At 57.1% G+C, this 25,029-nt stretch carries 28 protein-coding genes and 1 tRNA gene; 23 read left to right on the top strand and 6 right to left on the bottom strand.

The annotated features are described in order from the left end of the window. Positions 1–6: 6 nt before the first annotated feature. From F8N12_RS13185 to F8N12_RS13175, 3 genes are read right to left on the bottom strand one after another with little or no spacing between them, the layout of a single operon-like run. Complete coding sequence (locus tag F8N12_RS13185; RefSeq protein ID WP_150580807.1) at positions 7–588, bottom strand: cob(I)yrinic acid a,c-diamide adenosyltransferase; 582 nt, start codon at positions 586–588, stop codon at positions 7–9. Positions 589–591: 3 nt separating this feature from the next. After that, on the bottom strand, positions 592–2,628 hold the full coding sequence (locus tag F8N12_RS13180; protein ID WP_150580806.1) for a HAMP domain-containing sensor histidine kinase: 2,037 nt from the start codon (positions 2,626–2,628) through the stop codon (positions 592–594). Positions 2,629–2,673: 45 nt separating this feature from the next. Further along, complete coding sequence (locus F8N12_RS13175; protein ID WP_150580805.1) at positions 2,674–3,591, bottom strand: putative 2-dehydropantoate 2-reductase; 918 nt, start codon at positions 3,589–3,591, stop codon at positions 2,674–2,676. Between the two features lie 138 nt (positions 3,592–3,729). Between F8N12_RS13175 and F8N12_RS13170 the strand changes: the two genes are divergently transcribed. Together F8N12_RS13170 and F8N12_RS13165 are read left to right on the top strand one after the other, a co-directional pair. Then, a complete protein-coding gene (locus F8N12_RS13170; protein ID WP_008029244.1) occupies positions 3,730–4,215 on the top strand; it encodes a YajQ family cyclic di-GMP-binding protein in 486 nt (161 codons plus the stop codon). Between the two features lie 129 nt (positions 4,216–4,344). Then, positions 4,345–5,187 carry a mechanosensitive ion channel family protein gene (locus F8N12_RS13165; RefSeq protein ID WP_150580804.1) on the top strand — a complete coding sequence of 281 codons (843 nt, stop codon included), beginning with the start codon at positions 4,345–4,347 and terminating at the stop codon, positions 5,185–5,187. Between the two features lie 164 nt (positions 5,188–5,351). Here the strand turns inward: F8N12_RS13165 and F8N12_RS13155 are convergent, their stop codons facing one another. After that, on the bottom strand, positions 5,352–6,638 hold the full coding sequence (locus F8N12_RS13155) for an OprD family porin (RefSeq protein ID WP_150580803.1): 1,287 nt from the start codon (positions 6,636–6,638) through the stop codon (positions 5,352–5,354). An 897-nt stretch (positions 6,639–7,535) separates the two neighbouring features. Between F8N12_RS13155 and F8N12_RS13150 the strand changes: the two genes are divergently transcribed. Both F8N12_RS13150 and F8N12_RS13145 read left to right on the top strand, forming a co-directional pair. Next, complete coding sequence (locus F8N12_RS13150; protein WP_150580802.1) at positions 7,536–7,967, top strand: HIT domain-containing protein; 432 nt, start codon at positions 7,536–7,538, stop codon at positions 7,965–7,967. Beyond that, a complete protein-coding gene (locus tag F8N12_RS13145; protein WP_150580801.1) occupies positions 7,964–8,170 on the top strand; it encodes a SlyX family protein in 207 nt (68 codons plus the stop codon). The genes F8N12_RS13150 and F8N12_RS13145 overlap by 4 nt, the downstream gene beginning before the upstream one ends. Positions 8,171–8,242: 72 nt before the next feature. On the opposite strand, the gene F8N12_RS28115 is transcribed toward F8N12_RS13145, so the two are convergent. Further along, positions 8,243–8,845, bottom strand: coding sequence for a cold-shock protein (locus F8N12_RS28115; protein ID WP_150580800.1), 603 nt, complete (start codon positions 8,843–8,845; stop codon positions 8,243–8,245). Positions 8,846–9,156: 311 nt separating this feature from the next. Here F8N12_RS28115 and F8N12_RS13135 point away from each other — a divergent pair, with 311 nt between their 5' ends. From F8N12_RS13135 to nadA, 19 genes are all read left to right on the top strand, one after another. After that, positions 9,157–9,627, top strand: a complete 471-nt coding sequence (locus tag F8N12_RS13135) for a Dps family protein (protein ID WP_123409287.1) — start codon at positions 9,157–9,159, stop codon at positions 9,625–9,627. 251 nt (positions 9,628–9,878) lie between these two features. Then, on the top strand, positions 9,879–10,217 hold the full coding sequence (locus tag F8N12_RS13130; protein ID WP_150580799.1) for a ribbon-helix-helix domain-containing protein: 339 nt from the start codon (positions 9,879–9,881) through the stop codon (positions 10,215–10,217). A gap of 131 nt (positions 10,218–10,348) precedes the next feature. Next, positions 10,349–10,570: an FmdB family zinc ribbon protein gene (locus F8N12_RS13125; RefSeq protein WP_010457489.1), complete on the top strand. Its 222-nt coding sequence runs from the start codon at positions 10,349–10,351 to the stop codon at positions 10,568–10,570. A 107-nt stretch (positions 10,571–10,677) separates the two neighbouring features. Then, entirely contained in the window at positions 10,678–12,453 is a 1,776-nt protein-coding gene (aspS, locus tag F8N12_RS13120) for an aspartate--tRNA ligase (protein WP_150580827.1), read from the top strand. Positions 12,454–12,598: 145 nt separating this feature from the next. Continuing rightward, on the top strand, positions 12,599–13,345 hold the full coding sequence (locus F8N12_RS13115; protein WP_150580798.1) for a YebC/PmpR family DNA-binding transcriptional regulator: 747 nt from the start codon (positions 12,599–12,601) through the stop codon (positions 13,343–13,345). Positions 13,346–13,530: 185 nt separating this feature from the next. Then, positions 13,531–14,055, top strand: a complete 525-nt coding sequence (gene ruvC / locus F8N12_RS13110) for a crossover junction endodeoxyribonuclease RuvC (RefSeq protein WP_064679389.1) — start codon at positions 13,531–13,533, stop codon at positions 14,053–14,055. A gap of 114 nt (positions 14,056–14,169) precedes the next feature. Then, the gene (gene ruvA, locus F8N12_RS13105) at positions 14,170–14,787 is read left to right on the top strand and encodes a Holliday junction branch migration protein RuvA (protein WP_150580797.1); all 618 of its coding nucleotides are present in this window, start codon (positions 14,170–14,172) and stop codon (positions 14,785–14,787) included. Next, positions 14,788–15,849 (top strand): Holliday junction branch migration DNA helicase RuvB, encoded by a 1,062-nt coding sequence (ruvB, locus tag F8N12_RS13100; protein ID WP_028621917.1) that lies wholly within the window; start codon positions 14,788–14,790, stop codon positions 15,847–15,849. 127 nt (positions 15,850–15,976) lie between these two features. Continuing rightward, positions 15,977–16,444: a tol-pal system-associated acyl-CoA thioesterase gene (ybgC, locus tag F8N12_RS13095; protein ID WP_150580796.1), complete on the top strand. Its 468-nt coding sequence runs from the start codon at positions 15,977–15,979 to the stop codon at positions 16,442–16,444. Beyond that, the gene (gene tolQ / locus F8N12_RS13090; RefSeq protein WP_150580795.1) at positions 16,434–17,129 is read left to right on the top strand and encodes a protein TolQ; all 696 of its coding nucleotides are present in this window, start codon (positions 16,434–16,436) and stop codon (positions 17,127–17,129) included. The genes ybgC and tolQ overlap by 11 nt, the downstream gene beginning before the upstream one ends. Before the next feature lie 23 nt (positions 17,130–17,152). After that, positions 17,153–17,605, top strand: coding sequence for a protein TolR (gene tolR, locus F8N12_RS13085; RefSeq protein ID WP_161781290.1), 453 nt, complete (start codon positions 17,153–17,155; stop codon positions 17,603–17,605). Beyond that, on the top strand, positions 17,605–18,684 hold the full coding sequence (tolA, locus tag F8N12_RS13080; protein WP_150580794.1) for a cell envelope integrity protein TolA: 1,080 nt from the start codon (positions 17,605–17,607) through the stop codon (positions 18,682–18,684). Before tolR ends, tolA begins: the two co-directional genes overlap by 1 nt. Beyond that, complete coding sequence (gene tolB, locus F8N12_RS13075) at positions 18,681–19,982, top strand: Tol-Pal system beta propeller repeat protein TolB (RefSeq protein WP_150580793.1); 1,302 nt, start codon at positions 18,681–18,683, stop codon at positions 19,980–19,982. Before tolA ends, tolB begins: the two co-directional genes overlap by 4 nt. Before the next feature lie 55 nt (positions 19,983–20,037). After that, complete coding sequence (gene pal / locus F8N12_RS13070) at positions 20,038–20,538, top strand: peptidoglycan-associated lipoprotein Pal (protein WP_028621922.1); 501 nt, start codon at positions 20,038–20,040, stop codon at positions 20,536–20,538. A 6-nt stretch (positions 20,539–20,544) separates the two neighbouring features. After that, on the top strand, positions 20,545–21,372 hold the full coding sequence (gene ybgF / locus F8N12_RS13065) for a tol-pal system protein YbgF (protein ID WP_150580792.1): 828 nt from the start codon (positions 20,545–20,547) through the stop codon (positions 21,370–21,372). Between the two features lie 166 nt (positions 21,373–21,538). Next, a complete protein-coding gene (queE, locus tag F8N12_RS13060; RefSeq protein ID WP_150580791.1) occupies positions 21,539–22,186 on the top strand; it encodes a 7-carboxy-7-deazaguanine synthase QueE in 648 nt (215 codons plus the stop codon). Between the two features lies 1 nt (position 22,187). Then, positions 22,188–22,880: a 7-cyano-7-deazaguanine synthase QueC gene (gene queC, locus F8N12_RS13055; RefSeq protein WP_150580790.1), complete on the top strand. Its 693-nt coding sequence runs from the start codon at positions 22,188–22,190 to the stop codon at positions 22,878–22,880. Positions 22,881–22,943: 63 nt separating this feature from the next. Next, a tRNA-Lys gene (locus F8N12_RS13050) sits at positions 22,944–23,019 on the top strand. A gap of 272 nt (positions 23,020–23,291) precedes the next feature. Next, positions 23,292–24,350: a quinolinate synthase NadA gene (gene nadA / locus F8N12_RS13045; protein ID WP_150580789.1), complete on the top strand. Its 1,059-nt coding sequence runs from the start codon at positions 23,292–23,294 to the stop codon at positions 24,348–24,350. 136 nt (positions 24,351–24,486) lie between these two features. On the opposite strand, the gene F8N12_RS13035 is transcribed toward nadA, so the two are convergent. Continuing rightward, complete coding sequence (locus tag F8N12_RS13035) at positions 24,487–24,975, bottom strand: RDD family protein (RefSeq protein ID WP_150580787.1); 489 nt, start codon at positions 24,973–24,975, stop codon at positions 24,487–24,489. Positions 24,976–25,029: the final 54 nt, after the last annotated feature.

The following is a 25,029-nucleotide window of genomic DNA, read 5'->3' as shown; positions in this document are numbered from 1 at the left end:
CGCGGTTTATTCCTGAGGCTTCACCGCCGCTTGCCATAAAATCTCCGCAACACCTTGGCGCCGCGCAATCACCCGCGCCACCACAAACAGCAAATCCGACAACCGATTGATATACGCCAAACCCACCCCGGCCAAAGGTTCGACCGCGTTCAAATGCTGACAGCGTCGCTCGGCACTGCGTGCCAGGCTTCGACATACATGCGCCTGGGCGATGAGCGTCGAACCACCAGGCAGAATGAAGTTCTTCAGCGGCCCCAGTTCCTCGTTCCACACATCGATCGCCGCCTCCAGGCGCTCAATCTCCGAAGCGTTCAGGGCCTGATATTCCGGCATGGCCAATTCGCCGCCAAGATCGAATAACCGGTGCTGACACGGCGCTAATATTTCGATCACTTCCCCAAGCCCCGGATAGACAGCCGATTCTACCGCCAGTCCGGCCAACAATACGCCGACCTGACTGTTCAACGTATCAACTTCGCCGATCGCTTCGATGCGCGGATGGTCCTTGGGCACGCGGCGGCCGTCGCCCAGTCCGGTCTCGCCTTTGTCGCCGGTGCGGGTATATATCTTCGACAAGCGAAAGCCCATGGTTTACCTCGTTGTTTGATTGATTTCTTCGGAGACGAGCGGGGTGCTCGCCAAAGGCAGACGCAGGGTGAAACAGGTACCTTGGCCTGGCGATGATTGCACTTCCATCTGGCCTTTGTGGTTATTGGTGATGATGAAGTAGGAAACCGACAGGCCAAGCCCGGTGCCCTGGCCGATCTCCTTGGTGGTGAAGAATGGCTCGAAGGTGCGTTTGCGCACGTTTTCACTCATGCCGATGCCGTTATCCTCGACCTGGATTTCCGCCCACGGCGGGTTCAGCCGCGTCCGCAGAATAATCCGCCCCGGTTCGCGATCATCTTCGCGTTGGTGAATGGCTTGTGCGGCGTTTTTCAACAGGTTGAGCAGCACCTGCTCCAGTTCGTTGGCGGTTCCGGGTACCGGCCCCAATGCGGGATCGAATTGGCGGATGATGGCCTGACCCTTGAAGTCAAAACCGATCGCCAGGTCAAAGTCATTGCCGGCAATTTCCACGGCTTGGTCGATCAGCGCCGGCAAGTCGCACGGCGCCATCTGCCGGGTGCTGCGGCGGCTGAAGCTGAGCATGTGCGTGACGATCTTTGCCGCGCGGGCGCCCGCCTGCTGAATGCCGTCGAGTAACTGCGGCACTTCTCGCGCTTGCAGGTACTTGTTCACGGTGTCCAGCTCTATGCCGATCAGCTCGGCTTGCTCAAGATTTTTGGGCAGGTCGGGAGACAAGCGACGGCGAATATTCTGCACGTTGTGCAGGATGGCCCCCAACGGGTTATTGATTTCATGGGCCATGCCCGCAGCCAGGCCACCGACCGAGAGCATCTTTTCCGACTGCACCATCATTTCTTCCAGTGAAAGACGCTGGGTGATGTCGTCGATGCGGATCACCACTCCGCGCCCGGCCCCGCCCATTAGCGGGTAAAACGTCAGTGCGTAGTGCCTGGCTTCGTCATCCTTGAACCAGGTTACGCGTTCGATTTTCGCCACCGTATGTTGTTCCACGGTCTGCTTAAGTTGCGGTAAAAACGGTTTCAGCGGTTCGAAGGCGAGGAAGATCGGCTGATTCAGCGCTTCATCAAGGCGCGTGCCGGACAGGGCGCTGGCTTCCTGATTCCACTGTGTCACGTAGAGTTGCTCATCCAGGGCAATAAGCGCCGAGGGCATGGAGTCGATGATGCTGTTCAGGTAATTCTGGAAACCGGTGAGTTTCTTCTCGATCTTGCTGCGCACTTGGACTTCGAGTTCCAGCTTGCGGTTGGTGTGACGGGTTTCCTCGGCCAGGCCCTGAGCCTGGTCATAAGCGGCCTGGGAGTCGTCGCGTGCGCGTTTAAGCTGGTGCTCGCGGGCTTCGATGCGAGTGAGCATGGTGTTGAACGCCTCGGCAAGGCTGCCGATTTCATCATGATTGCCGCGCGAAGCCCGCAGTGCGTAGTTCTCCTCCCGAGTGACCTGGCGGGAGAGCTCTTCCAGCTGATGGATCGGCCGGGTGATCAGTCGTTTGATCTGCCGGGCGATCACCAGCCATAGCAATACGCTGAAGATCAGAATGCCGAGACTGGCGGTCAGGGTGCCGGTGTAAAACGCCATCGGCAGTTCGCTGCTGGCCACCAGTAAAAGATGGCCAGGTGCCGTGCCGGGGCGGGGCAGGGTGATGATCTGGTTACTGCGAAACTCGGTGGCCTGCCAGGATTCGATCTGCCGGTAGTGCCCGGGCAATCTCAGTTTTTCGCCATTTTGCAATTGCGCCAGACGCTCACCCTGGCCGTCATAGAGAGCGGCGGCGCGCAACGGTGAATAGCTGTTGAGTTCGTTGAGCAGACGCTCTGCGCTTTGCGGCGATTTCAGTGCGTCAGATATCAGGCTCGGGTTGGAAACCAGCCGGCCAATGGTCTGCAGCGCCTGCGGCGCCATGCTTTCCTGGGAGATGTAATACGCGGCACTGATAAAGGTCAGGTTGGCGACCAGCAGGACCGTGGTCAACAACACCAAAAGTGCGGCGAGGAGTTTCTGGCCGACCGGAAGGTTTTCGAGACGCTGGCGCAGTGGCATCAGGTTTTTCGCTGCTGAGGAACAAGTGGGCAGCGTAGCCGCTGCTCAGTCGCTGGGCAATCCAAGGCTTTGCAGATGATTGATCAGTCGCTGTTGCAATTGATTAAGGTGCGGCAAATTCAATTGATGTCGAGCAGCGACTTTGCAGGCATGTCCCAACAAATAGCTGATTTCGGTGCGCCGTTGGTTGCTGACATCCTGATACATCGAGGAATAATTGGCGGCGGTGGCGTGAATCACTCGCTCGACTTCCTGCTGCAGGTTTTCTGCAGCGGCCGGCTGACCACAACGCTCGAGCAATTCAGCGAGTTCGGCGCAGAGCGTGGCCACTTCGCATCGATGATCCTGCAAGCCGCCGTTGCAGCAGTTGTGCAGCACGGTCAGTGGGTTAATCGCACAATTGAGCGCCAGTTTGCGCCATAACCGGGTGAGAATGTCAGGGCTCCATTCGTGAGGAATACCGGCGGTGGTGAGGTCTTCGAGCCAGATCGGCGCGTCCGGATGGCTGGCGTCCCCCAGCCAGGTATAGCCGTGGCCGGCAAACACCACGCGCCATTCGCCGTCGCGAAACGCGCCTTCGGTGCTTGAAGCACTGATGCAGCGTGCCTGCGGCACTCGCGCCGCCACCGCGTCCTGACTGCCTAAACCGTTCTGCAGCAGGATGACCTCGGCGTCCGGGGTCAGACGCAGGGCCAGTTGGGCAACGGCCTTTTCGGCATCGTAGGCTTTGCACGCGACCAGCAGACGCCGGATCGGCTCGCTGCTGTCGGCAGTCTCGGCGGGCACGGCGTAAGTCGTCGCTTTGCCTTGCTCCACCAGCGTCAGGCCGCCCGCCGCCTGATACGCCTTGAGACGCGCCGCGTCCCGCACGATCAGTTGCACCGGCTGCCCGGCCCGGGCCAGACGTGTCGCCCACAACGTGCCGAGACTGCCGGCCCCCAGAACATGCCAAAGGGTGGACATCAGCTTTTTGCTCTGTTTGAGGCGCGCATTCGAGGCTCTCAGTGAATGATTGAAAAGACCGTTATAATCAGCGCGGATTTTAACCGCAAGCCAGGCGTGTTCGATCAACAGCGAACCGCCCTTTACTGGAGAGATTACATGCCGTCGTTCGACGTGGTATCCGAACTGGACAAACACGAAGTCACCAACGCGGTCGAAAACGCCGTCAAGGAACTCGATCGTCGTTATGACCTGAAAGGCAAAGGCACCTTCGAATTCAAGGAAAAAGAGCTCACCGTCAACTTGACTGCTGAAGCCGATTTTCAGCTCGAAGCAATGATTGAGATCCTCAAGCTGGCGCTGGTCAAGCGCAAAATCGACGTGCAGTGCCTTGAAGTCAAGGATGCGTACGCTTCGGGCAAGTTGATGAAGCAGGAAGCTGTCCTGAAGGAAGGTATCGACAAAGAGCTGGCGAAGAAAATCGTCGCGCACGTCAAGGACGCCAAGCTCAAGGTGCAAGCCGCCATTCAGGGTGAGCAAGTGCGCATTACCGGCAAGAAACGTGACGACCTGCAGGAAGCGATCGCCGCCTTGCGCGCCAAGACGTTCGACATGCCGCTGCAATTCAACAACTTCCGCGACTGACCTTCAGGTGGAACCTCTCGGCGTTTTCGGCGTCCGAGGCCCAAGTACCGGCAGGGACGGTTGAGCCTTCGGGTTCGACCTTCTGTCGTTCATTTTCTGCCGGGTTAGACGCAAATCAGGAGAACGTAGATGGATTTGAATGCTGAAATGGATCACCTGGTCAAGGCGTCCCAAGCCTGGATCCCGATGATCATGGAATACGGCAGCCGTGTCCTGCTGGCCGTCATCACGCTGGCCATCGGCTGGTGGCTGATCAACAAAGTGACGCAGAAACTGGGAGGTCTGCTCGCATTGCGCAATGCCGACCTGGCGCTGCAAGGGTTTATCAGCAGCCTGGCGAACATCATCCTCAAGGTGTTGCTGATTGTTAGCGTGGCGTCGATGATAGGTGTGGAAACCACCTCATTCGTGGCCGCAATTGGTGCCGCGGGTCTGGCCATCGGTCTGGCGTTGCAGGGCAGTCTGGCGAATTTTGCCGGTGGCGTGTTGATACTGCTGTTCCGTCCGTTCCGCATTGGTGACTGGATCGAAGCGCAGGGCGTGGCCGGTACCGTTGACAGCATCCAGATCTTCCACACCGTACTGCGCACTGGCGATAATAAAACCATCATCCTGCCCAATGGCAATCTGTCGAACGGCATCATCACCAACACCAACCGTCAACCGACGCGCAAGGTGGTGTTTGATGTCGGCGTCGATTATGAAGCCGATCTGCAAAAAGCCCGGGAAGTATTGCTGGAGCTGGCCAAGGATCCTCGGGTGTTGGCTGACCCGGCGCCCGAGGCGGTAATTTCTACGTTGGGCGACAGCTCCATTACCGTTTCCCTGCGCGTGTGGGTTAAAACCGGCGATTACTGGAGTGTGATGTTCATGTTCAATGAACAGGCTCGTGATCGTTTGAAGGCGGCAGACATCGATATCCCGTTTCCGCAACGAGTGATACGCGTTGTTCAGGAAGCTGCGCCGCAGTAATCAACTCCTGTTTTCCACGGCAGTAAAACGCAAAAAGCCCGAAAGATTATTCTTTCGGGCTTTTTTGTCGGTAACCAGTCACGCAAAAAAACCGCCCCCTCCAAAGAAGGGGGCGGTTTTCGGATTAGAGCAAAGCTCTGAGTTATCGCCGACTCACATCTTTATTACAAGATGCTCAGCGGGTACTCGATGATTACACGAACATCGTTGTTGTCGTTGTTGTAATCACTGTTGGCGCGGTACACGGCGCTACGCAGACGGAAAGACAGATCCTTTGCAGGACCTTCTTGCATCACGTATTTGGCCTCGTAGTTCAGTTCGGTTTCCTGGCTGTCGGAATCACCGCCGGTGTCAATGTTGTCACCTTTGACGTAACGGGTCATGAAGCTCAGGCCCGGAACACCGAACTCCGCCATGTTGATGTCGTAACGAGCCTGCCAGGAGCGCTCGTCCTTACCGTTAAAGTCGGAGATCTGGATGGAGTTGGCCAGGAACACAGCGCTACCGCCGTCTACACCGTAGTAGTAGCCAGCGTCGCCGCTGGAACGTTGGTGAGCGATAGTGAACTTGTGTGCGCCGAGGCTATAGGCAGCAGCCAGGGACCAGATTTTGTTGTCGACGTTGCCGGCACGTTCCTGGCCTTGGCCCTTGGTGCGATAACCGTTGAAGTCGAAGTTCAGCGACTGGGCGTCGGCGATCGGCAAGGTGTAGTTCAGGTTGACGTACTGTTTCTTGAAGTACTCGTCAATATCCGACGCTGCAACAGTACCCACGAGGCTGTCGTTGAACTGGTAGGTCGCGCCCACGATGTTGGCGCTGGTCAGGCCCTGAGTGTGGCGGCCGTTAATGGAGTCCCTGCCCATACCGGTTTGTGCGCTCAGTGCTGTGAAGCGACCGGCGCTCAGCTCAAGACCTTCGATCTCTTTGCTGGTGATCAGGGTGCCGGTTGCGACTTCTGGCAGCAGACGGCTGTCATCGGTAGCGAAGACCGGGCTGGCTACGAATTGGTTACCGTATTTCAGCGTGGTGTCGGAGAGGCGGAGTTTGACCGCAGCGCCGGTTTTACCCTGGCTGTGTTCTGGCTCGCCGTCGTCATTGTTGGCGAACAGTCCGTTACCGGTACGGCCTTCGCCGCCGTCCAGACGTGCAGAGCCCATGGCCATGGCGTCAAGACCAAAACCAACGGTGCCCTGAGTGAAGCCCGATTCGTAGGTCAGCAGTTGGCTGATACCGGTATCTTCGCGGTAACCGCTTTTGAACGTACCGTCGCCATTGGAAATGTTGCCGGCGCCATTACGGAAGTCACGGTTCATGTATTGCAGACGGGTTTTCAGCTTAAGGCTTTGATCGCCAAAAAAGCCCTTGGATTCCTCTTGAGAGGAAGCTACTGCGAACTGCGAGGTGCCTGCTGCAACAGCCAGTGCGATTATGCTCCACTTCATCACGCGCATCGTGATTTGCTCCTTTGGTTTTTAGAAGAGTACTGCCGTCCCACCTGTTTTTTTATCTGGGCGGCTCTTTCTTTTTGTGTCGACGCAAACTTATATCACGCCGACCTTGTTGGCGATACTTGCTAATCTGACCTTTCAACTTCTTTACGACCCTGTCGCAAACAGTTGGGTAGACGTCGCAAATTTAAAGCCCCGATACAATGCTTTTTGACAACTTCAGCACCGGTATTTCCAGGCTTGGTCATCGTTAAAAAGGAGTCCCTTGGCAACACGTGTGGATCTCCGCCGGGCAGCCCTGCCACGTTTATTTATTAGCCTCTGAGCGCTCCACTTCCAGCGGCCGCTTAAGAGGCGATGTGTGGGGTGATGCAACAAGCGTGCTCAAAACTCCACCCTCTGGATTTTTTTTTCGAGAAGTCGTTCGGCGTTGGTAAAAACCCCATAAAACCGGGGGTTACACGCCGCTTTTAATCATGCTTGACGGCATCCTTGCCAGTGTGGTGGTTCGACCACCCGGCTGAGGCGACAACAAAAAACGTTACCCGTTCACCCTTCAGTGAGTAAATGGCGGATGCCTGCCGCACTGAGCGTAGACGCAATGTTCGGTTTTGGTGCAAAAAAAATCTGTGTGTCACCGGATTCTCTCCTCGCGGTCCATGGCGGCAAGCGGACGGCAGACGGTTCCCCTGCGATTCTGTGCGCGCATTCGGTAACACAGGGGCCGAAATGGTGCATAGGCGCAAATAACGGCTCGTGTCGGGGCGCGAAGTGCGCATCAATGACTCGCGATTTCGTGAAGCTGAACCCGTTCGCAGGTATGCTTGAGTCCTGTCGCTTGATGCGTCGTCTCGCGGGGCGCCTCCAAGCTGGAATTGATGACAACACGGAGTGCACATAGTGTTCGCCTTAGATCCACGGCTTCAACAAGACACACTTGCGATCGGAGACTTTCCGCTCTGCCGATTGCTGTTGTCCAATGACTCGAACTATCCCTGGTTCATCCTGGTGCCGCGACGCGAAGCTATCAGTGAGATATTTCAGTTGAATGTCGCTGATCAACTGCAGTTGTGGCAAGAAACCACGGCGTTGGCAGAAATTCTCAAAGACACGTTCGACGCCGATAAGTTGAATGTTGCGGCGCTGGGGAACGTGGTCAGCCAGTTACATATGCATGTGATTGTGCGTAAACGTGATGATGTGGCATGGCCCGCTCCAGTCTGGGGCAAGCATGTGGCCGAACCCTATGACGCAGAGCAGGTCGCAGCGATTCGCGAGCGCTTGCGTCTGGTGTTGACCAATGATTTCACGTTTTTGGAGGATGGTTCATGAATCTGGAGCATCGCGTTACCGATCTGGAAAGCCAGCTGGCTTTTCAGGATGACACCATCCAGGCGTTGAGCGATGTGCTGGCAGTCCAGCAGCGCGAGGTCGAGCGACTGCAGCTACAAATGGCGGCACTGCTCAAGCGGCAAGAAGAAATGGTCGGGCAGTTCGAGTCTTCCGAAGAGGAAGCGCCACCGCCGCATTATTAAGGAACAAGGTGCCTGTCATTAATGAAGGGCAAAAAAAACCGCGACGAGTCGCGGTTTTTTTTGGGGGGCGAATCAGCGTCGCGGCAACGCAGCAATCACATCTTCGGCTTGCAGACCTTTATCACGGTTCATCACGGAGAACTCCACGCGCTGGCCTTCGACCAGAACGCGGTGGCCTTCGCCACGAATGGCCCGGAAGTGCACGAAAATATCATCGCCCGAATCACGGGAGATGAAGCCGAAGCCCTTGGACGTGTTGAACCACTTGACGGTGCCGGTATCGCGGTTAGTCATGTCGTAGTTTGGCGAGGCCGCAGCCGGTGACGATCTGTAGAAGCTGATGGCCAGGTGCAGAAGAACGGCGATCAGTGCAACAACGAGGCTGAACAGCACGGCCGGTTGATCGGCGATGAACGGCATCGGCGCGAGCAGCGCCAGGGTTTGCAACGCCACCGCCAGTACCAGCAATACGCTGACGAGGTTTTGCAATTGATGGCGCGGGCCTTTGTTCCAGTACGGGATGACAGGCGCGAGGGTGAGGTTGAGCAGGCCGAAAAAGGCCAGATAAAGCGCATCGGGTTGTTGCAGGTAAGGTACGGCGTCGGATCCCAGACTCGGGATGAAGGACAGCAACAAGGCAGCTGCGCCCATTAGCAAGTGAACGATTTTCAACATTTTGATTAACTCACGTTAAGACGGATCACAAGGAAGAGCTGATGGAGGTGCGGTTCGCTCCAGGATAAAAAGAGGCGTTGGACACGTACCCGGTATCAGCCTATGCGCAGGGCCCGGAAAAATAGGCGTCGGCGACACCCCGCCTATTTAACAGCAAAGCTGGTGGCTACTCAAATCAGGCAGTCCAGCGGTGTGCGCATGGCAATTTGTCGCACTGCCAAGGGGTGCCCAGGGCTGCAGTGTGGCGACAGGCTTGCTAGAGTGGTCGTGCATCTGTCCGATGAATATGACCACCTTTCAGGGGAAAAAACATGGCAATTGATATCGGTATCAGCGAAGAAGATCGCAAGTCCATTGTTGACGGGCTTTCTCGTCTGCTCTCAGACACGTACGTACTTTATTTGAAAACCCATAATTTTCATTGGAACGTCACGGGCCCCATGTTTCGGACGCTGCATCTCATGTTCGAGGAGCAGTACAACGAGTTGGCGCTGGCCGTCGATTCAATCGCCGAGCGTATTCGTGCGCTCGGCTTTCCAGCTCCTGGTGCTTACTCGGTATACGCACGCCTGTCTTCGATCAAGGAAGAAGAGGGTGTGCCAAGCGCCGAAGACATGATCAAGCAACTGGTGGAGGGTCAGGAGGCGGTCACGCGCACCGCTCGCGGTATCTTCCCGCTGCTCGACAAGGTCAGTGATGAGCCGACGGCAGACCTGCTGACCCAGCGTATGCAGGTTCACGAGAAAACCGCGTGGATGTTGCGCTCGCTCCTGGATCAGTAACCGCGTTGCGCGAATGATGCCCGTTGGCGTTGTTCGCGCAATCGTTTTATCCACCGCCGGTTGAATGAAACTTCCCATGTTTGTGTAGGAAATCCTCTGGACTAGGACGCTCTCCACTATCCGCCTGAAGTTGTTGGTTTATCCTACGTTGACGGTCATAAAGTCATCTGGAGATAACTTCGCGCCTGCGTTTTTATAGGACTGGCAACAGAGTTCTAGAAAACCGGAAATGGCAAAGGAGTGTCAGCGATATGGTTTATGAAGACGGACGAAAAGCGAACCGGGTCGGATCACTTAAGGACGCAAGGGTCGATCCGTTTATCCGGGAATTCGATATGGGGCTGGCGCAGCCGTTGTCACGATCAGTGCGCTTGAATGGTTTTGCCACGTGTCTGCGGTTGGAGCAGGTTTATTGGGATATTCTCGCCGAGATGGCCAAGGTCAATTGCTGTTCGATCAGTTCGCTACTCTCGCACGTGGACCGTGAAGTGCACTTGCGGCACGGTGGCGTAAAAAATTTCAGTGGGCTGGTGCGGGTTGTCTGCGTCGTCCATAGCCTGAATGAAGGAAATCGCGTGATCACGGCCTGACCAGGTGACAGCAGCCAGTGGCAGTCTGTGCGGACTTACGGCTGCACGGGCTGCATTTAATGGATATAATCCCGCTCTTTGCCGCAAAACCCAGCGTGCGCGGTAGCAATCTGATCGCCGAGACAACCCCCATGCCGATGTACGACTATCAATGTGCTTCCTGTGGTCATCAGTTGGAAGCCATTCAAAAGATCAGCGCAGCACCGCTGGTCGACTGCCCTGCCTGTCAGGCGCCAGAGCTGAAAAAGATGCTGTCCATGCCGGGCTTCCGCCTTAGCGGTACCGGCTGGTACGAGACCGATTTCAAGACCGGTTCCAAGAAGAACCTGGCCGGCGGCGACAAAGCTGACTAGGGCCTGGAGCCGGGTTGATCCATACGTGCGGGTTCTTGCATCGTCCAGCAGTTTGATGGGTGCAAGGGCTCAAACCGAATTTCGAATTACGAGAAGTGACCACGACCATGATGCGCAGCCATTATTGCGGCCAACTGAACGAAAGCCTGGAAGGCCAGGAAATTACCCTTTGCGGATGGGTTCACCGTCGCCGTGACCACGGTGGGGTGATTTTCCTCGATATCCGTGATCGTGACGGTCTGGCCCAAGTGGTGTTCGATCCCGATCGCGCCGAAAGTTTCGCCGCCGCCGATCGCGTGCGCAGCGAATATGTGGTGAAGATCACCGGCAAGGTTCGCCTGCGTCCGGCCGGTGCCACCAACGCCAACATGGCGTCGGGCATGATCGAAGTGCTGGGCTACGAACTGGAAGTGCTGAACGAGTCGGAAACTCCGCCGTTCCCGCTCAACGAGTTCTCCGACGTCGGCGAAGAAACTCGCCTGCGGTATCGCTTCCTCGATCTGCGTCGCCCGGAGATGGCGGAGAAGCTGCGTCTGCGCTCGCGCATGACCACCAGCATCCGTCGCTTCCTCGACGAGAATGGTTTCCTCGACGTCGAAACGCCGATCCTGACCCGTGCAACGCCGGAAGGCGCACGTGACTATTTGGTGCCGAGCCGTACTCACGCCGGCAGCTTCTTTGCCTTGCCGCAATCGCCCCAGCTGTTCAAGCAATTGCTGATGGTGGCCGGCTTCGACCGCTACTATCAGATTGCCAAGTGCTTCCGCGACGAAGACCTGCGCGCCGATCGTCAGCCGGAATTCACCCAGATCGACATCGAGACCAGTTTCCTCGATGAAAAAGAGATCATGGGCCTGACCGAGCAGATGATCCGCAACCTGTTCAAGGAAGTCCTCAACCTGGAGTTCGGCGAATTCCCGCACATGACCTTCGAAGAAGCCATGCGCCGCTACGGTTCCGACAAGCCAGACCTGCGTAACCCGCTGGAACTGGTAGACGTGGCCGATCAGCTCAAGGAAGTCGACTTCAAGGTGTTCAGTGGTCCGGCCAATGACCCGAAATGCCGTATCGCTGCGTTGCGCGTTCCAGGCGGGGCGAGCATGCCGCGCAAGCAGATCGACGACTACACCAAGTTCGTCGGCATCTACGGTGCCAAGGGCCTGGCGTACATCAAGGTCAACGAGCGCGCCAACGGTGTTGAAGGGCTGCAGTCGCCAATCGTCAAAAACATTCCGCTGGAAAACCTGAACGCGATCCTGGATCGCGTGGGTGCGGTCGATGGCGATATCGTGTTCTTCGGTGCCGACAAGGCCAGGATCGTCAGCGAAGCCTTGGGCGCACTGCGGATCAAGCTGGGTCACGACCTCGACCTGCTGACGTGCAAGTGGGCGCCGATGTGGGTCGTCGACTTCCCGATGTTCGAAGAGAACGACGACGGCAGCTTCAGCGCCTTGCACCACCCGTTCACCGCGCCGAAATGCACGCCGCAAGAGCTCGAAGCCAACCCGGCTGGCGCTCTGTCCCGGGCCTACGACATGGTCTTGAACGGCACCGAGCTGGGTGGCGGTTCGATCCGTATCCATCGCAAGGAAATGCAGCAATCGGTATTCCGTCTGCTGGGCATCAACGAAGCGGAACAGGAAGAGAAATTCGGCTTCCTGCTCGACGCCCTGAAATATGGCGCGCCGCCACACGGTGGTCTGGCCTTCGGCCTTGACCGTCTGGTGATGCTGATGACCGGCGCCCAGTCGATCCGTGAAGTGATCGCGTTCCCGAAAACCCAGAGTGCTGCCGACGTGATGACGCAGGCACCGGGTGTTGTAGATGCGAAGGCTCTGCGCGAGTTGCATATCCGTTTGCGCGAGACGCCGAAGGCTGAGTAAGGCTGCTGCGTGAAAGCGCGATAGGGTTTTACACAGTCAAAGGCGCATCTTCGGATGCGCCTTTGCGTTACAAGAGCTGCAGTAAAGAGAAAAGACCGCCTGGGGCGGGGTTGATAAGGTTTCTAGAGAATTTCGGAGTTGTGTTATGGCTGGCCATTCCAAGTGGGCGAACATCAAGCACCGCAAAGAGCGTCAGGATGCCAAGAAAGGCAAGATATTCACCAAGTGGATTCGTGAGCTGACTGTCGCCGCGCGTCAAGGCGGCAGTGACCCGGGTTCCAACCCGCGCCTGCGTCTGGCACTGGACAAGGCCCTTGGTGCGAACATGAGTCGCGACATCATCGATCGCGCCGTTGCTCGCGGTGCCGGTGCTGCCGATACCGATGACATGGTCGAACTGACCTACGAAGGCTACGGGCCAGGCGGTGTGGCGGTGATGGTCGAGTGCATGACCGACAACCGCAATCGCACCGCAGCTGCTGTGCGCCACGCATTCAGCAAGTGCGGCGGCAACCTCGGCACCGACGGCTCAGTGGCTTATCTTTTCGAGCGCAAGGGGCAAATTTCCTTTACGCCGGGCGTCGATGAAGACGCGCTGATTGAAGCGGCCATGGAAGCTGATGCGGATGACGTAGTGACTCAGGAAGACGGGTCCATTGACGTGTTCACCTCGTTCGCCGGTTTCTATTCCGTGCGTAATGCGCTGGAAGCGGCCGGGTTCAAGGGCGATGATGCGGAAATCGTCATGCTGCCGACAACCAGCGCCGAACTGGATCTGGAAGGTGCCGAGAAGGTGCTCAAGCTGATCGACATGCTCGAAGACCTGGATGATGTGCAGAACGTCTATTCCAATGCTGATATTCCGGAAGACGTGGCCGCTCAGCTAGGCTAAGGGGCGACCAAGATCCAATGCGGGAGCGACTTGTGGTGAGGGGGCTTGCTCCCGTTGGGTATCAGTAGTTCCATCAAGTGAGGGGGGCGCAACTCAACGGGGGCAAGCCCCTCGCCACACAGGCTTACTCCCACATTTGTTGTTCGTGTAGCTGTATTTCGTGCTTTACCCAACCTGCAGGCGTTATGACTTTAATACTTGGCATCGACCCCGGTTCGCGCATCACCGGTTATGGCGTGGTAAGCGACACCGGGCGCGGCTGTGTTTACGTGGCGTCCGGGTGCATCCGCACCGGTTCAGGCGAGCTGCACGAGCGGCTGCAAATCGTCTATCGCAGCGTCCGTGAAGTCATTCAGACCTACGGCCCGGTCACCATGGGCATCGAAAAAGTGTTCATGGCGCGTAACGCCGATTCTGCGTTGAAACTCGGCCAGGCGCGCGGCGCGGCCATCGTTGCCGGTGCCGAAGAAAACCTGGAAATTGCCGAATACACTGCGACCCAGGTCAAGCAGGCCGTGACCGGCACCGGCGCGGCGAATAAGGAACAGGTGCAAATGATGGTCATGCATATGCTGAAATTGACCAGCAAACCGCAGATCGACGCCTCGGACGCCCTGGCGATCGCCATTTGTCATGCCCACACTCGCTCCAGTCTGTTACCACACGGCTTGGGAGCCGCACGCAGTCGTGGCGGGCGCCTGCGTCTCTGATAGCATCAGCAGTCATTTTAAAGGGATGAGGGTTTTGCGCCTGGGTCGTCGGCGCGAAACCCTTGTTCTGTCAGTCGCCAGCCCTTGGTTGGCCAACGCTCAAGGATCTGAAACGTGATTGGACGCTTGCGCGGCACCTTGGCTGAGAAACAGCCGCCGCACCTGATTCTGGATGTAAACGGTCTGGGGTATGAGCTGGAAGTGCCCATGACTACGCTGTATCGCCTGCCGTCGGTCGGCGAACCGCTGACGCTGCACACCCATTTGGTCGTACGCGAAGACGCGCAGTTACTCTATGGTTTCGCGAGCAAGCGTGAGCGAGACTTCTTTCGCGAGTTGATCCGTCTAAATGGGGTAGGCCCGAAACTGGCGCTGGCCTTGATGTCGAGTCTGGAAGTCGATGAGCTGGTGCGGTGCGTGCAATCCCAGGACACCTCGGCGCTGACCAAGGTGCCGGGGGTGGGCAAGAAAACCGCCGAGCGTCTGTTGGTTGAGCTCAAGGATCGCTTCAAGGCGTGGGAAACCGTGCCGGCGATGTTTGCCCTTGTGCCGAACCAGCCGGACGGGCCGGATGCGCCGGCAGCCGTCGCAACTGCCGAAAATGACGCGGTCAGCGCGCTGATTTCTCTGGGCTACAAGCCACAGGAAGCCAGCAAGGCGATTTCCGCGATCAAGGAGAAAGGCTTGAGCAGTGAAGACCTGATTCGCCGTGCCCTGAAGGGAATGATTTAAGTGATTGAAGCTGACCGTCTGATTGCCGCCACGCCTGCCCCCCGTGACCGTGAAGAGGTGCAAGACCGGGCGATCCGTCCTGTCAGCCTGGCCGAATACATTGGTCAGCCGACCGTTCGTGAGCAAATGGAACTGTTCATTCAGGCGGCGCGCGGTCGTAACGAATCCCTGGACCACACGCTGATTTTCGGCCCGCCAGGCCTGGGTAAAACCACGCTGGCCAACATCATTGCGCAGGAAATGGGCGTCTCGATCAAAAGCACATCGGGACCTGTGCTTGAGCGTCCCGGTGACCTGGCGGCATTGCTGACTAATCTCGAGCCGCACGATGTGCTGTTCATCGATGAAATCCATCGTCTGTCGCCGATCGTAGAAGAAGTGCTGTACCCGGCGATGGAGGATTTTCAGCTCGACATCATGATCGGTGAGGGGCCAGCGGCACGCTCCATCAAGCTGGATTTGCCACCCTTCACGCTGGTAGGGGCGACCACCCGTGCCGGCATGCTGACCAACCCGTTGCGCGATCGTTTCGGCATCGTTCAGCGGCTGGAGTTTTACAGCACCGCCGACCTCGCAACCATCGTCAGTCGCTCGGCAACCATCCTCGGTTTGCCACTGGATCCCGAAGGCGCCTTTGAAATTGCCCGACGTGCCCGTGGAACTCCGCGGATCGCCAACCGTCTGTTGCGACGGGTGCGCGATTTTGCCGAGGTCCGGGCCAAGGGGCACATCACCAAACCGATTGCCGACCTGGCCCTGAATCTGCTGGATGTCGACGAGCGAGGTTTCGATCATCAGGATCGACGCTTGCTGTTGACTATGATCGAGAAGTTCGATGGCGGGCCCGTCGGGGTCGATAGCCTTGCCGCGGCGATCAGTGAAGAACGTCACACCATTGAAGACGTGCTGGAGCCCTATTTGATCCAGCAGGGTTACATCATGCGCACTCCGCGGGGGCGGGTGGTAACGCGGCATGCCTATCTGCATTTCGGCTTAAACATTCCGTCACGATTGGGCGAGATGCCCGTGGTAGACGAATTCCTCGATGCAGTGGACGATTAATTAACGTTTGCGTAATGAATTTTCGGGCATTGTGCTGTCCTAGGACCGTACTTTCGCCAGAAAGCCGCAGAACAATGAAAAACAGTTGCCTGGCCGGATTGGCAACCTGAGGAGTAAGCACTAGAGTATGCGCGCGCAAAACGGGCTTGAGTCGTTCGCACATCGTTGTCGCGTTTATTACGAAGACACCGACGCGGGCGGCATCGTGTATTACGTCAATTACCTCAAGTTTATGGAACGGGCTCGAACCGAGCGGCTCCGGGAGCTGGGCTTTGCCCAGTCCCAGCTGGCAGGGGAGGACCTGTTGTTTGTCGTGCATTCCAGCGAAGCGCGCTACCTCGCGCCGGCGCGACTGGACGACGAGCTTCTGGTAAGTGCTGAAGTAATCGAATTGAACCGTGTCAGCCTGCGTTTCAAACAGCAGGTCAGGCGGGCTACAGATGATGCGCTGCTCTGCGAAGGGCAGTTTTGGGTGGCCTGCGTGCGCACCGAAAGTTTAAAACCCCGGGCCATTCCCGAAGCTCTACGTGCGGCCTTTGCCGACGTGAGCGGCGCGGGTACACACTCAAAGCAGGAGATAAAGCGTGGAAGCTAACGTCGTCGACCATTCCTCCATGTGGAGCCTGGTCAGCAATGCCAGTATCGTGGTGCAACTGGTAATGTTGATCCTGGTAGCCGCATCGGTGACCTCATGGATCATGATCTTTCAGCGCAGCAACTTGCTGCGTGCCGGTCGACGCGCCCTGGAGAGCTTTGAAGAGCGCTTCTGGTCGGGTATCGACCTGTCCAAACTGTACCGTCAGGCGGGCAGCAATCCAGATCCGGACTCGGGCGTCGAGCAGATCTTTCGCGCCGGCTTCAAGGAATTCTCCCGTCTGCGTCAGCAGCCAGGCGTTGATCCGGAAGCAATCATGGAAGGCGTGGCCCGTGCCATGCGCGTCGCCATATCCCGCGAAGAAGAAAAGCTCGAGCAGAGCCTGCCGTTCCTCGCCACCGTAGGTTCGGTCAGCCCGTACATCGGTCTGTTCGGCACCGTCTGGGGCATCATGAACTCCTTCCGTGGCCTGGCCACCGCTCAGCAAGCGACCCTGGCCACCGTGGCTCCGGGTATCGCCGAGGCACTGATTGCTACGGCAATCGGCCTGTTTGCCGCCATCCCGGCCGTTATCGCTTACAACCGTTTTGCTGCGCGCAGTGAAACCTTGCTGGGCCGTTACTACACCTTCGCCGATGAATTCCAGGCGATCCTGCACCGCAAAGTGCACACCAGCGAAGAATAAGCAGGTAATTTCCAATGGCTTTAATCGCTCGAGCTCGCAAAAAGCGCAAGCCGGTTGCCGAGATGAACGTGGTGCCTTACATCGACGTGATGCTGGTACTGCTGGTCATCTTCATGGTGACCGCGCCGATGCTCAATCAGGGCGTGAAAGTTGATCTGCCCAAGGTTTCCAGCGAAGCCTTGCCGCAGGACAACAACACCCAGGTCCTGACCATTTCGATCAAGGCTGACAAGACCTATTACTGGAACCTTGGCAGCGAAGTCGACACCGAAAAGCAGCAGGACAAGGCCATGACCTTGCCGCAGATGACGGACGCGGTGACCAAGATCATTCGCGCCGGTACTGAGGGCGGCAAGCGCACCCAGGTCTTCATTCGTGGCGACAAGACCGTCGATTACGGTGCCGTCATGGGTGCCATGGGCGGATTGCAGAAAGCCGGGGTCGGTAATGTTGGCTTGATTACCGAGGCGCCCTGATGCAGCAAATGCGAGAGCCGTCCGCCTCGGAAAGCTACTTCTGGCCTAGTGTCTGGGCGATCTTCCTGCACGTGCTGGTGTTCGGCATGCTGTTCGTCAGTTTTGCCTTCACACCGGAACTGCCGCCCGCAAAACCGATTGTTCAGGCGACCCTTTACCAACTGAAATCGAAAAGTCAGGCGACCACCCAGACCAATCAGAAGATCGCGGGTGAGGCGAAGAAATCCGCCGCGCGCCAGACCGAAGTCGAACAGATGGAACAGAAGAAGATCGAGCAGGAAGCGATCAAGGCCGCGGAACAAAAGAAGGAAGACGCCGCTCAAAAAGCCGAAGAATCCAAGAAGGCCGATGAGACCAAGAAGGCGGAAGAGGCGAAAAAGGCTGACGAAGCCAAGAAAGCCGACGAAGCCAAAAAGACCGCCGAAGCCAAAAAGGCCGAAGAGAAACAATTGGCTGATATAGCCAAGAAGAAGTCCGAAGAAGAAGCCAAGAAAGCAGCGGAAGAAGAGGCCAAGAAAGCGGCGGCGGAAGAGGCGAAGAAAAAGATCGTCGAAGACGCCAAGAAGAAAGCTGCAGAAGACGCCAAGAAAAAATCCGAAGCTGAAGAGGCGAAGAAGAAAGTCGCCGAAGACGCGAAGAAGAAAGCTGCTGCCGATGCTGCGAAGAAAAAATCGCAGGAAGCGGCACGCAAATCCGCCGAAGAGAAAAAGGCTCAGGCCTTGGCAGATCTGCTTTCCGACACGCCGCAGCGTCAGCAGGCCCTGGCAGATGAGCAGGGTGACGAAGTCGCTGGCAGTTTCGATGACCTGATTCGTGCCCGTGCTGCGGAAGGGTGGGCTCGCCCTCCTTCGGCGCGCAAAGGCATGACGGTCGTGTTGCAAATCGGCATGTTGCCGGACGGTACGGTGACCTCGGTCAGCGTAGGCAAGTCCAGTGGCGACGGTCCGTTTGACGCTTCAGCAGTTGCAGCGGTCAAGAATATTGGACGTTTGACAGAAATGCAGGGAATGAAGCCGAGCGATTTCGCTCCGTATCGTTCATTCAAGATGACATTCACACCTGAGGATCTAGCCTTGTGAGAAACCTTCTTCGAGGAATGCTTGTCGTTATCTGCTGCCTGGCAGGTATCGCGACAGCTGATGAAAAAAACATTCTGGTGACCAGCGGCAGTGACCGCGCGGCACCTATCGCCATCGTTCCGTTCGGCAACCAGGGCGGCAGCGTGCTGCCGGACGACATGGCCGAGATCATCGGCAATGACCTGCGTAATTCGGGTTATTACGCGCCGATTCCAAAGCAGAACATGATCAGCCAGCCGAGTCAGGCCAGCGAAATCATCTTCCGTGACTTCAAGGCGTTGGGTGCCCAGTACGTCATGGTCGGCAGCATTGCTCCTGCGGGCGGTCGCCTGCAGGTTCAATACGCCCTGTTCAACGTCGCGACCGAGCAGCAAGTGCTGACCGGCAGCGTGTCGGGCAGTGTTGACCAGTTGCGTGACATGTCCCACTACATTGCCGACCAGTCGTTCGAAAAGCTCACCGGCATCAAAGGTGCGTTCTCGACTCGTCTGCTGTACGTGACGGCCGAACGCTTCTCCGAGAAAAACACGCGCTACACGCTGCAACGTTCAGACTACGACGGTGCGCGCGCCGTGACCCTGCTGCAATCGCGCGAGCCGATCCTGTCGCCGCGTTTTGCACCGGATGGCAAGCGCATCGCCTATGTTTCGTTTGAGCAGAAGCGTCCACGCATCTTCATGCAGAACATCGACACCGGTCGCCGTGAGCAGATCACCAACTTCGAAGGCCTGAATGGCGCCCCGGCCTGGTCGCCGGATGGCAATCGCCTGGCTTTCGTACTGTCGAAAGACGGCAACCCGGACATCTATGTGATGAACCTGGGTTCGCGTCAGATCACTCGCGTCACCAATGGTCCTGGCATCAATACCGAACCGTTCTGGGGCAAGGATGGTTCGACTATCTACTTCACTTCCGACCGTGGCGGTAAACCGCAAATCTATAAAACCAGCGCAAGTGGTGGTGGTGCGGAACGCGTGACCTTTATCGGTAACTACAACGCAAATCCGAAGCTTTCGGCTGATGAGAAGACCCTGGTGATGATCCATCGTCAGGACGGCTTCACTAATTTCAAGGTCGCGGCCCAGGATTTGCAGCGCGGAAGTGTAAAAATTCTAACTGATAGCACTCTGGACGAGTCGCCTACTGTTGCGCCCAACGGCACCATGGTAATCTACGCCACCCGCCAGCAGGGCCGGGGAGTCTTGATGCTCGTGTCCATTAATGGACGCGTAAGGCTCCCGCTTCCTACCGCACAAGGCGAAGTCAGAGAACCTTCCTGGTCCCCTTACCTGAACTGACGCGGCGCTTTACCGTTTTACTTGACACACACTGGGGTTCATTAGGAGTTTCACGATGGAAATGCTGAAGTTTGGTAAGTTTGCTGCTCTGGCTCTGGCTTTGTCCGTAGCCGTTGGTTGCTCGTCTAAAGGCGGCGACAATGCCGGTGAAGGCGCAGCTGTTGATCCAAACGCTGGTTACGGCGCAAATACCGGTGCCGTTGACGGTTCCCTGAGCGAAGAAGCTGCTCTGCGCGCAATCACCACCTTCTACTTCGAATACGACAGTTCGGACCTGAAGCCAGAAGCCATGCGCGCTCTGGACGTTCACGCCAAAGACCTGAAAGCAAACGGCGCTCGCGTTGTTCTGGAAGGCAACACCGACGAACGTGGTACTCGTGAGTACAACATGGCACTGGGCGAGCGTCGTGCGAAAGCCGTTCAGCGTTACCTGGTACTGCAAGGTGTTTCCCCAGCTCAGCTGGAACTGGTTTCCTACGGCGAAGAGCGTCCAGTTGCTACCGGCAACGACGAGCAGTCCTGGGCTCAAAACCGTCGCGTCGAACTGCGTAAGTAATTCGCCATGCGAACGTGCCGTCGTGCTGTAACTGTTTTGGCCCTCAGTCTCGCACCGCTTGCGGTGTGGGCTGCGGTTCCTGTGGTCGACAACAATACCGGCTATAACAATAGCGGGAGTAGTTATCCGCCTGCGGGTTACGGTACGAACGGCGCCTATGCCGGGGGAGGGGTTTCGGCCCCTGTCTCGGCACAGGGCGAGCTGTTCAACCAACTGCAATCGATGCAGGAGCAGATCTCGCGCCAACAAGGCATCATCGAAGTTCTGCAAAACGATGTAGCGCGCATGAAGCAGGAAAGCCTGGAGCGATACCAGGATCTTGATCGGCGCATAGGATCCGGCGTAGCACCAGCCGCAACTCCTGAGAATTCTTCAACCGGTGGTGATCCTGGTGCCGCAGCTGGCGCTGGGGCGGCCACCGCTGCCACTGCACCGGCCGCAGGTAGCGAGCCGGCTGATCCAGCGAAGGAAAAACTGTATTACGATGCAGCCTTCGACTTGATCAAAGCCAAGGATTTCGACAAGGCCAGTCAGGCCTTCGCCGCTTTCCTGCGCAAATACCCTAACAGTCAGTATTCGGGCAATGCCCAGTATTGGTTGGGCGAAGTCAATCTGGCCAAAGGCGATCTGCAAGGTGCAGGTCAGGCGTTTGCCAAGGTTTCGCAGCTGTATCCCAAGCACAACAAAGTGCCTGACTCGCTGTACAAGCTGGCTGATGTAGAGCGCCGCCTTGGTCATGCCGACAAGGTCAAAGGCATTCTGCAGCAGGTGGTGTCGCAGTACCCGGGTACTTCCGCTGCTCAGCTCGCCCAACGCGATCTGCAGCGCATGTAAGGTTGCTTGACTGGTTTCGAAGAAACCCGCGCTTGTCGCGGGTTTTTTCGTTAGAATTTACGCCCTTTTTCTGAAACACGCTTCCTGGGGCCTGCGCGTTGGCGGGGTTTCTGGAAGTGCCTGACGGAGGCGGACAGCCTGTTTAGCTGTTACGCCCGTGGCGAATATGCAAGACACATTGAGAATCACCGAAGTTTTTTACTCGTTACAGGGTGAAACACGGACGGCCGGGCTGCCTACTGTTTTTGTACGCCTCACCGGTTGTCCCTTGCGTTGCCAATACTGTGACAGCGCCTACGCCTTCAGTGGCGGTACTGTACGCTCGCTCGACGACATCTTTGAGCAAGTGGCCGGTTTTCGTCCGCGTTACGTTTGCGTCACGGGCGGCGAGCCATTAGCTCAGCCCAACGCCATTCCATTGCTCAAGCAGTTGTGCGACGCCGGTTACGAGGTGTCACTGGAAACCAGTGGTGCTCTCGATATCTCGGCGGTAGATTCCCGGGTCAGTCGCGTGGTCGATCTGAAAACGCCGGGCTCGAAAGAAGCTCATCGCAATCGCTACGAGAACATCGAACTGCTGACGCCGAACGATCAGGTGAAGTTTGTCATCTGCTCGCGGGAGGACTATGACTGGGCGGTTTCCAAGCTGATTCAGTTCGGTCTCGACCGACGCGCCGGTGAAGTCCTGTTCTCGCCAAGTCACCATGATTTGAATGCGCGCGAACTGGCGGATTGGATCGTAGCTGACAATTTGCCAGTGCGTTTGCAATTGCAGCTACATAAATATCTTTGGAATGATGAACCGGGGCGCTGACATGACTGAACCACTGAATACTGCTGAAAAACGTGCGGTTATCCTGCTGTCCGGTGGCCTCGACTCAGCTACTGTGGTGGCCATGGCCCGCGACGAAGGCTACCGCTGCTACACCATGAGCTTCGATTACGGGCAGCGCTCGCATGCCGAATTGCACGCCGCCGCGCGTGTTGCCAAAGACCTCGGTGTGGTCGAGCACAAGGTGATCGGTCTCAACCTGGATGGCATGGGTGGCTCGGCACTGACAGATAACAGCATCGACATTCCGGAGGAGCTGGGCGAGGGGATTCCAGTCACTTACGTGCCAGCGCGTAACACGGTATTCCTGTCGCTGGCACTGGGTTGGGCTGAAGTGCTCGGCGCGCGTGACATCTTTATTGGTGTGAACGCCGTGGACTATTCCGGGTACCCGGATTGCCGCCCTGAATTCATCGAGTCTTTCGAGCGCATGGCCAATCTGGCAACCAAGGCCGGCGTGGAAGGCAACGGTTTCCGCATTCAGGCGCCGCTGCAAAACCTGAGCAAGGCACAGATTGTCCAGGCGGGCGTAAAGCTGGGGGTTGATTACGGTCTCACTGTTTCCTGCTATCAGGCTGATGATAACGGCCGTGCGTGCGGTAAATGCGATAGCTGCAGATTGCGTGCAGAAGGCTTCGCAGCGGCTGGAATCACCGATCCAACGCCTTATTTCTGATTTATTTCAAATTAGGTGTTGAATAGTCCTTAGAAATCAGTATTATACGCGCCACCACACAGCGGGTCGTTAGCTCAGTTGGTAGAGCAGTTGGCTTTTAACCAATTGGTCGTAGGTTCGAATCCCACACGACCCACCATTTTTGTAGCAGTTTTAAAAGTCTGGAAGGCCCACGCAAGTGAGGATTTCCGGATTTTTTTTTGCCCGCGATTTGAGTTCGAACCGATACTGAGCTGCACCGCGTAACACAGGTCAGAATCATCTTTTGCATCCTCGGGATATTCTGTAGCCTTGCGCAGCCACAACGATGTCCGTGCCTGATGATACTCACTTTCCCGGCGGTACCCTGATGGGTCCGGAGCCGGGTGTATACTCGACTTTCGCGCGAATGCGCCTGCAGGTCTTGCGAACATGACGCAGATTTCCGAACGCCTTCTGGTGCAAGCCCACCTCGATGCCAAGCAGCCCAAGCCGCTGACCGCTGATGAGGAGGCTTATTACCGTTCCGCCATCGCCGCCGAGCTCAAAGCTCAGGACGCAGTGCTGGTTGCTCATTTCTATTGTGATCCGGTTATTCAGGCTCTGGCCGAAGAGACCGGTGGTTGTGTCTCCGATTCACTGGAGATGGCCCGCTTTGGCAATGCTCACCCGGCCAAGACCGTAGTGGTTGCCGGCGTCAAGTTCATGGGTGAAACCGCGAAAATTCTCAACCCGGAAAAACGTGTGCTGATGCCGACCCTGGAAGCGACCTGTTCGCTGGACCTGGGTTGCCCGGTGGAAGAGTTTTCGGCGTTTTGCGATCAGCACCCGGAGCGTACCGTGGTGGTTTACGCCAACACGTCGGCAGCGGTCAAAGCCCGGGCGGACTGGGTGGTGACATCAAGTTGCGCCCTCGAAATCGTTGAAAGCCTGATGGACAACGGCGAAACGATTATCTGGGGGCCGGACAAGCATCTGGGCACCTACATCCAGCGAAAGACCGGCGCGGATATGCTGCTGTGGGACGGTGCCTGCATCGTTCACGAAGAGTTCAAGTCCAAGCAGCTCGAAGACATGAAGGCGCTGTACCCGGACGCTGCGATCCTTGTGCACCCGGAATCGCCCACTTCGGTCATCGAACTCGCGGACGCCGTGGGTTCCACCAGTCAGTTGATTGCTGCAGCGCAGAGTCTGCCGAACAAGACGCTGATCGTTGCCACCGACCGCGGTATTTTCTACAAAATGCAGCAACTGTGTCCGGACAAGGTCTTCATAGAAGCGCCAACCGCCGGTAACGGCGCGGCGTGCCGCAGTTGCGCGCATTGTCCGTGGATGGCGATGAATACGCTTGAGCGCATGCTGAAGTGCCTGAAAGAGGGTACGGACGAAATCTTTGTCGATCCAGCCTTGATCCCGCAAGCCATTAGACCTCTGAAGCGGATGCTGGACTTTAACCAGGCCGCGCGCATGAAGTTGGCGGGGAACGCCTGAGGTCTGTCAGTCACGTCGCATAAACTGTGGGAGCGAGCCTGCTCGCGAAGAGGGAGTGTCAGTCGACATTAATGTTTGCTGATATGCCGTCTTCGCGAGGAGGCTCGCTCCCGCAGTGATTTTTTGCTCTGCGCAATCACTTGGTCTTCTTCGGGATGCGGACGAGTTGCGTGTTGGAATACATGTCATGCCAGCTGCGCTTCTGTTTGTCGAAGGCCGACCAGAAGAACCCGAGCCCGACACACAGTAGCGAAGCGATCGACACGACAAATCGCAGTAGCGCCTGCCACAGGCTGATTGAGGAGCCATCGGCATTCTGCACGCGAATCGACCACACTTGCATGCCCAGGGTCTGACCCGACCAGGTCCAGAACTTGGCAAAAAATCCGAACAGTACAAACAGCAATACCGTAGACAGCAAGGGGTCGCCGTCCAGTGCTCCCGCCTCGGTCAGTGCGCGCATTCTCTCTTCGCCGATGATCGCCATCTGAATCATCTTGTATACGCCGCTGGTGACGATCAGCAGAGCAGTGCACAACAGAAAATCGTAGAACATCGCTGCCAGACGACGACCCAGGGTCGCGGCGGGAAATTCTCCCTGAGGTTGCAGCAGATGTTTCGACATGGAAGGGCTCTCGTTCAAAGGAACGCCATTTTACGGATTTAAGCGCATAAAAAA

The organism is Pseudomonas fluorescens (assembly GCF_902497625.1).
Classification (GTDB): Bacteria; Pseudomonadota; Gammaproteobacteria; order Pseudomonadales; family Pseudomonadaceae; genus Aquipseudomonas; species Aquipseudomonas fluorescens_BQ.
The sequence above is the reverse complement of the archived record's forward strand: the minus strand, read 5'-3'. Positions and strand labels throughout refer to the sequence as shown.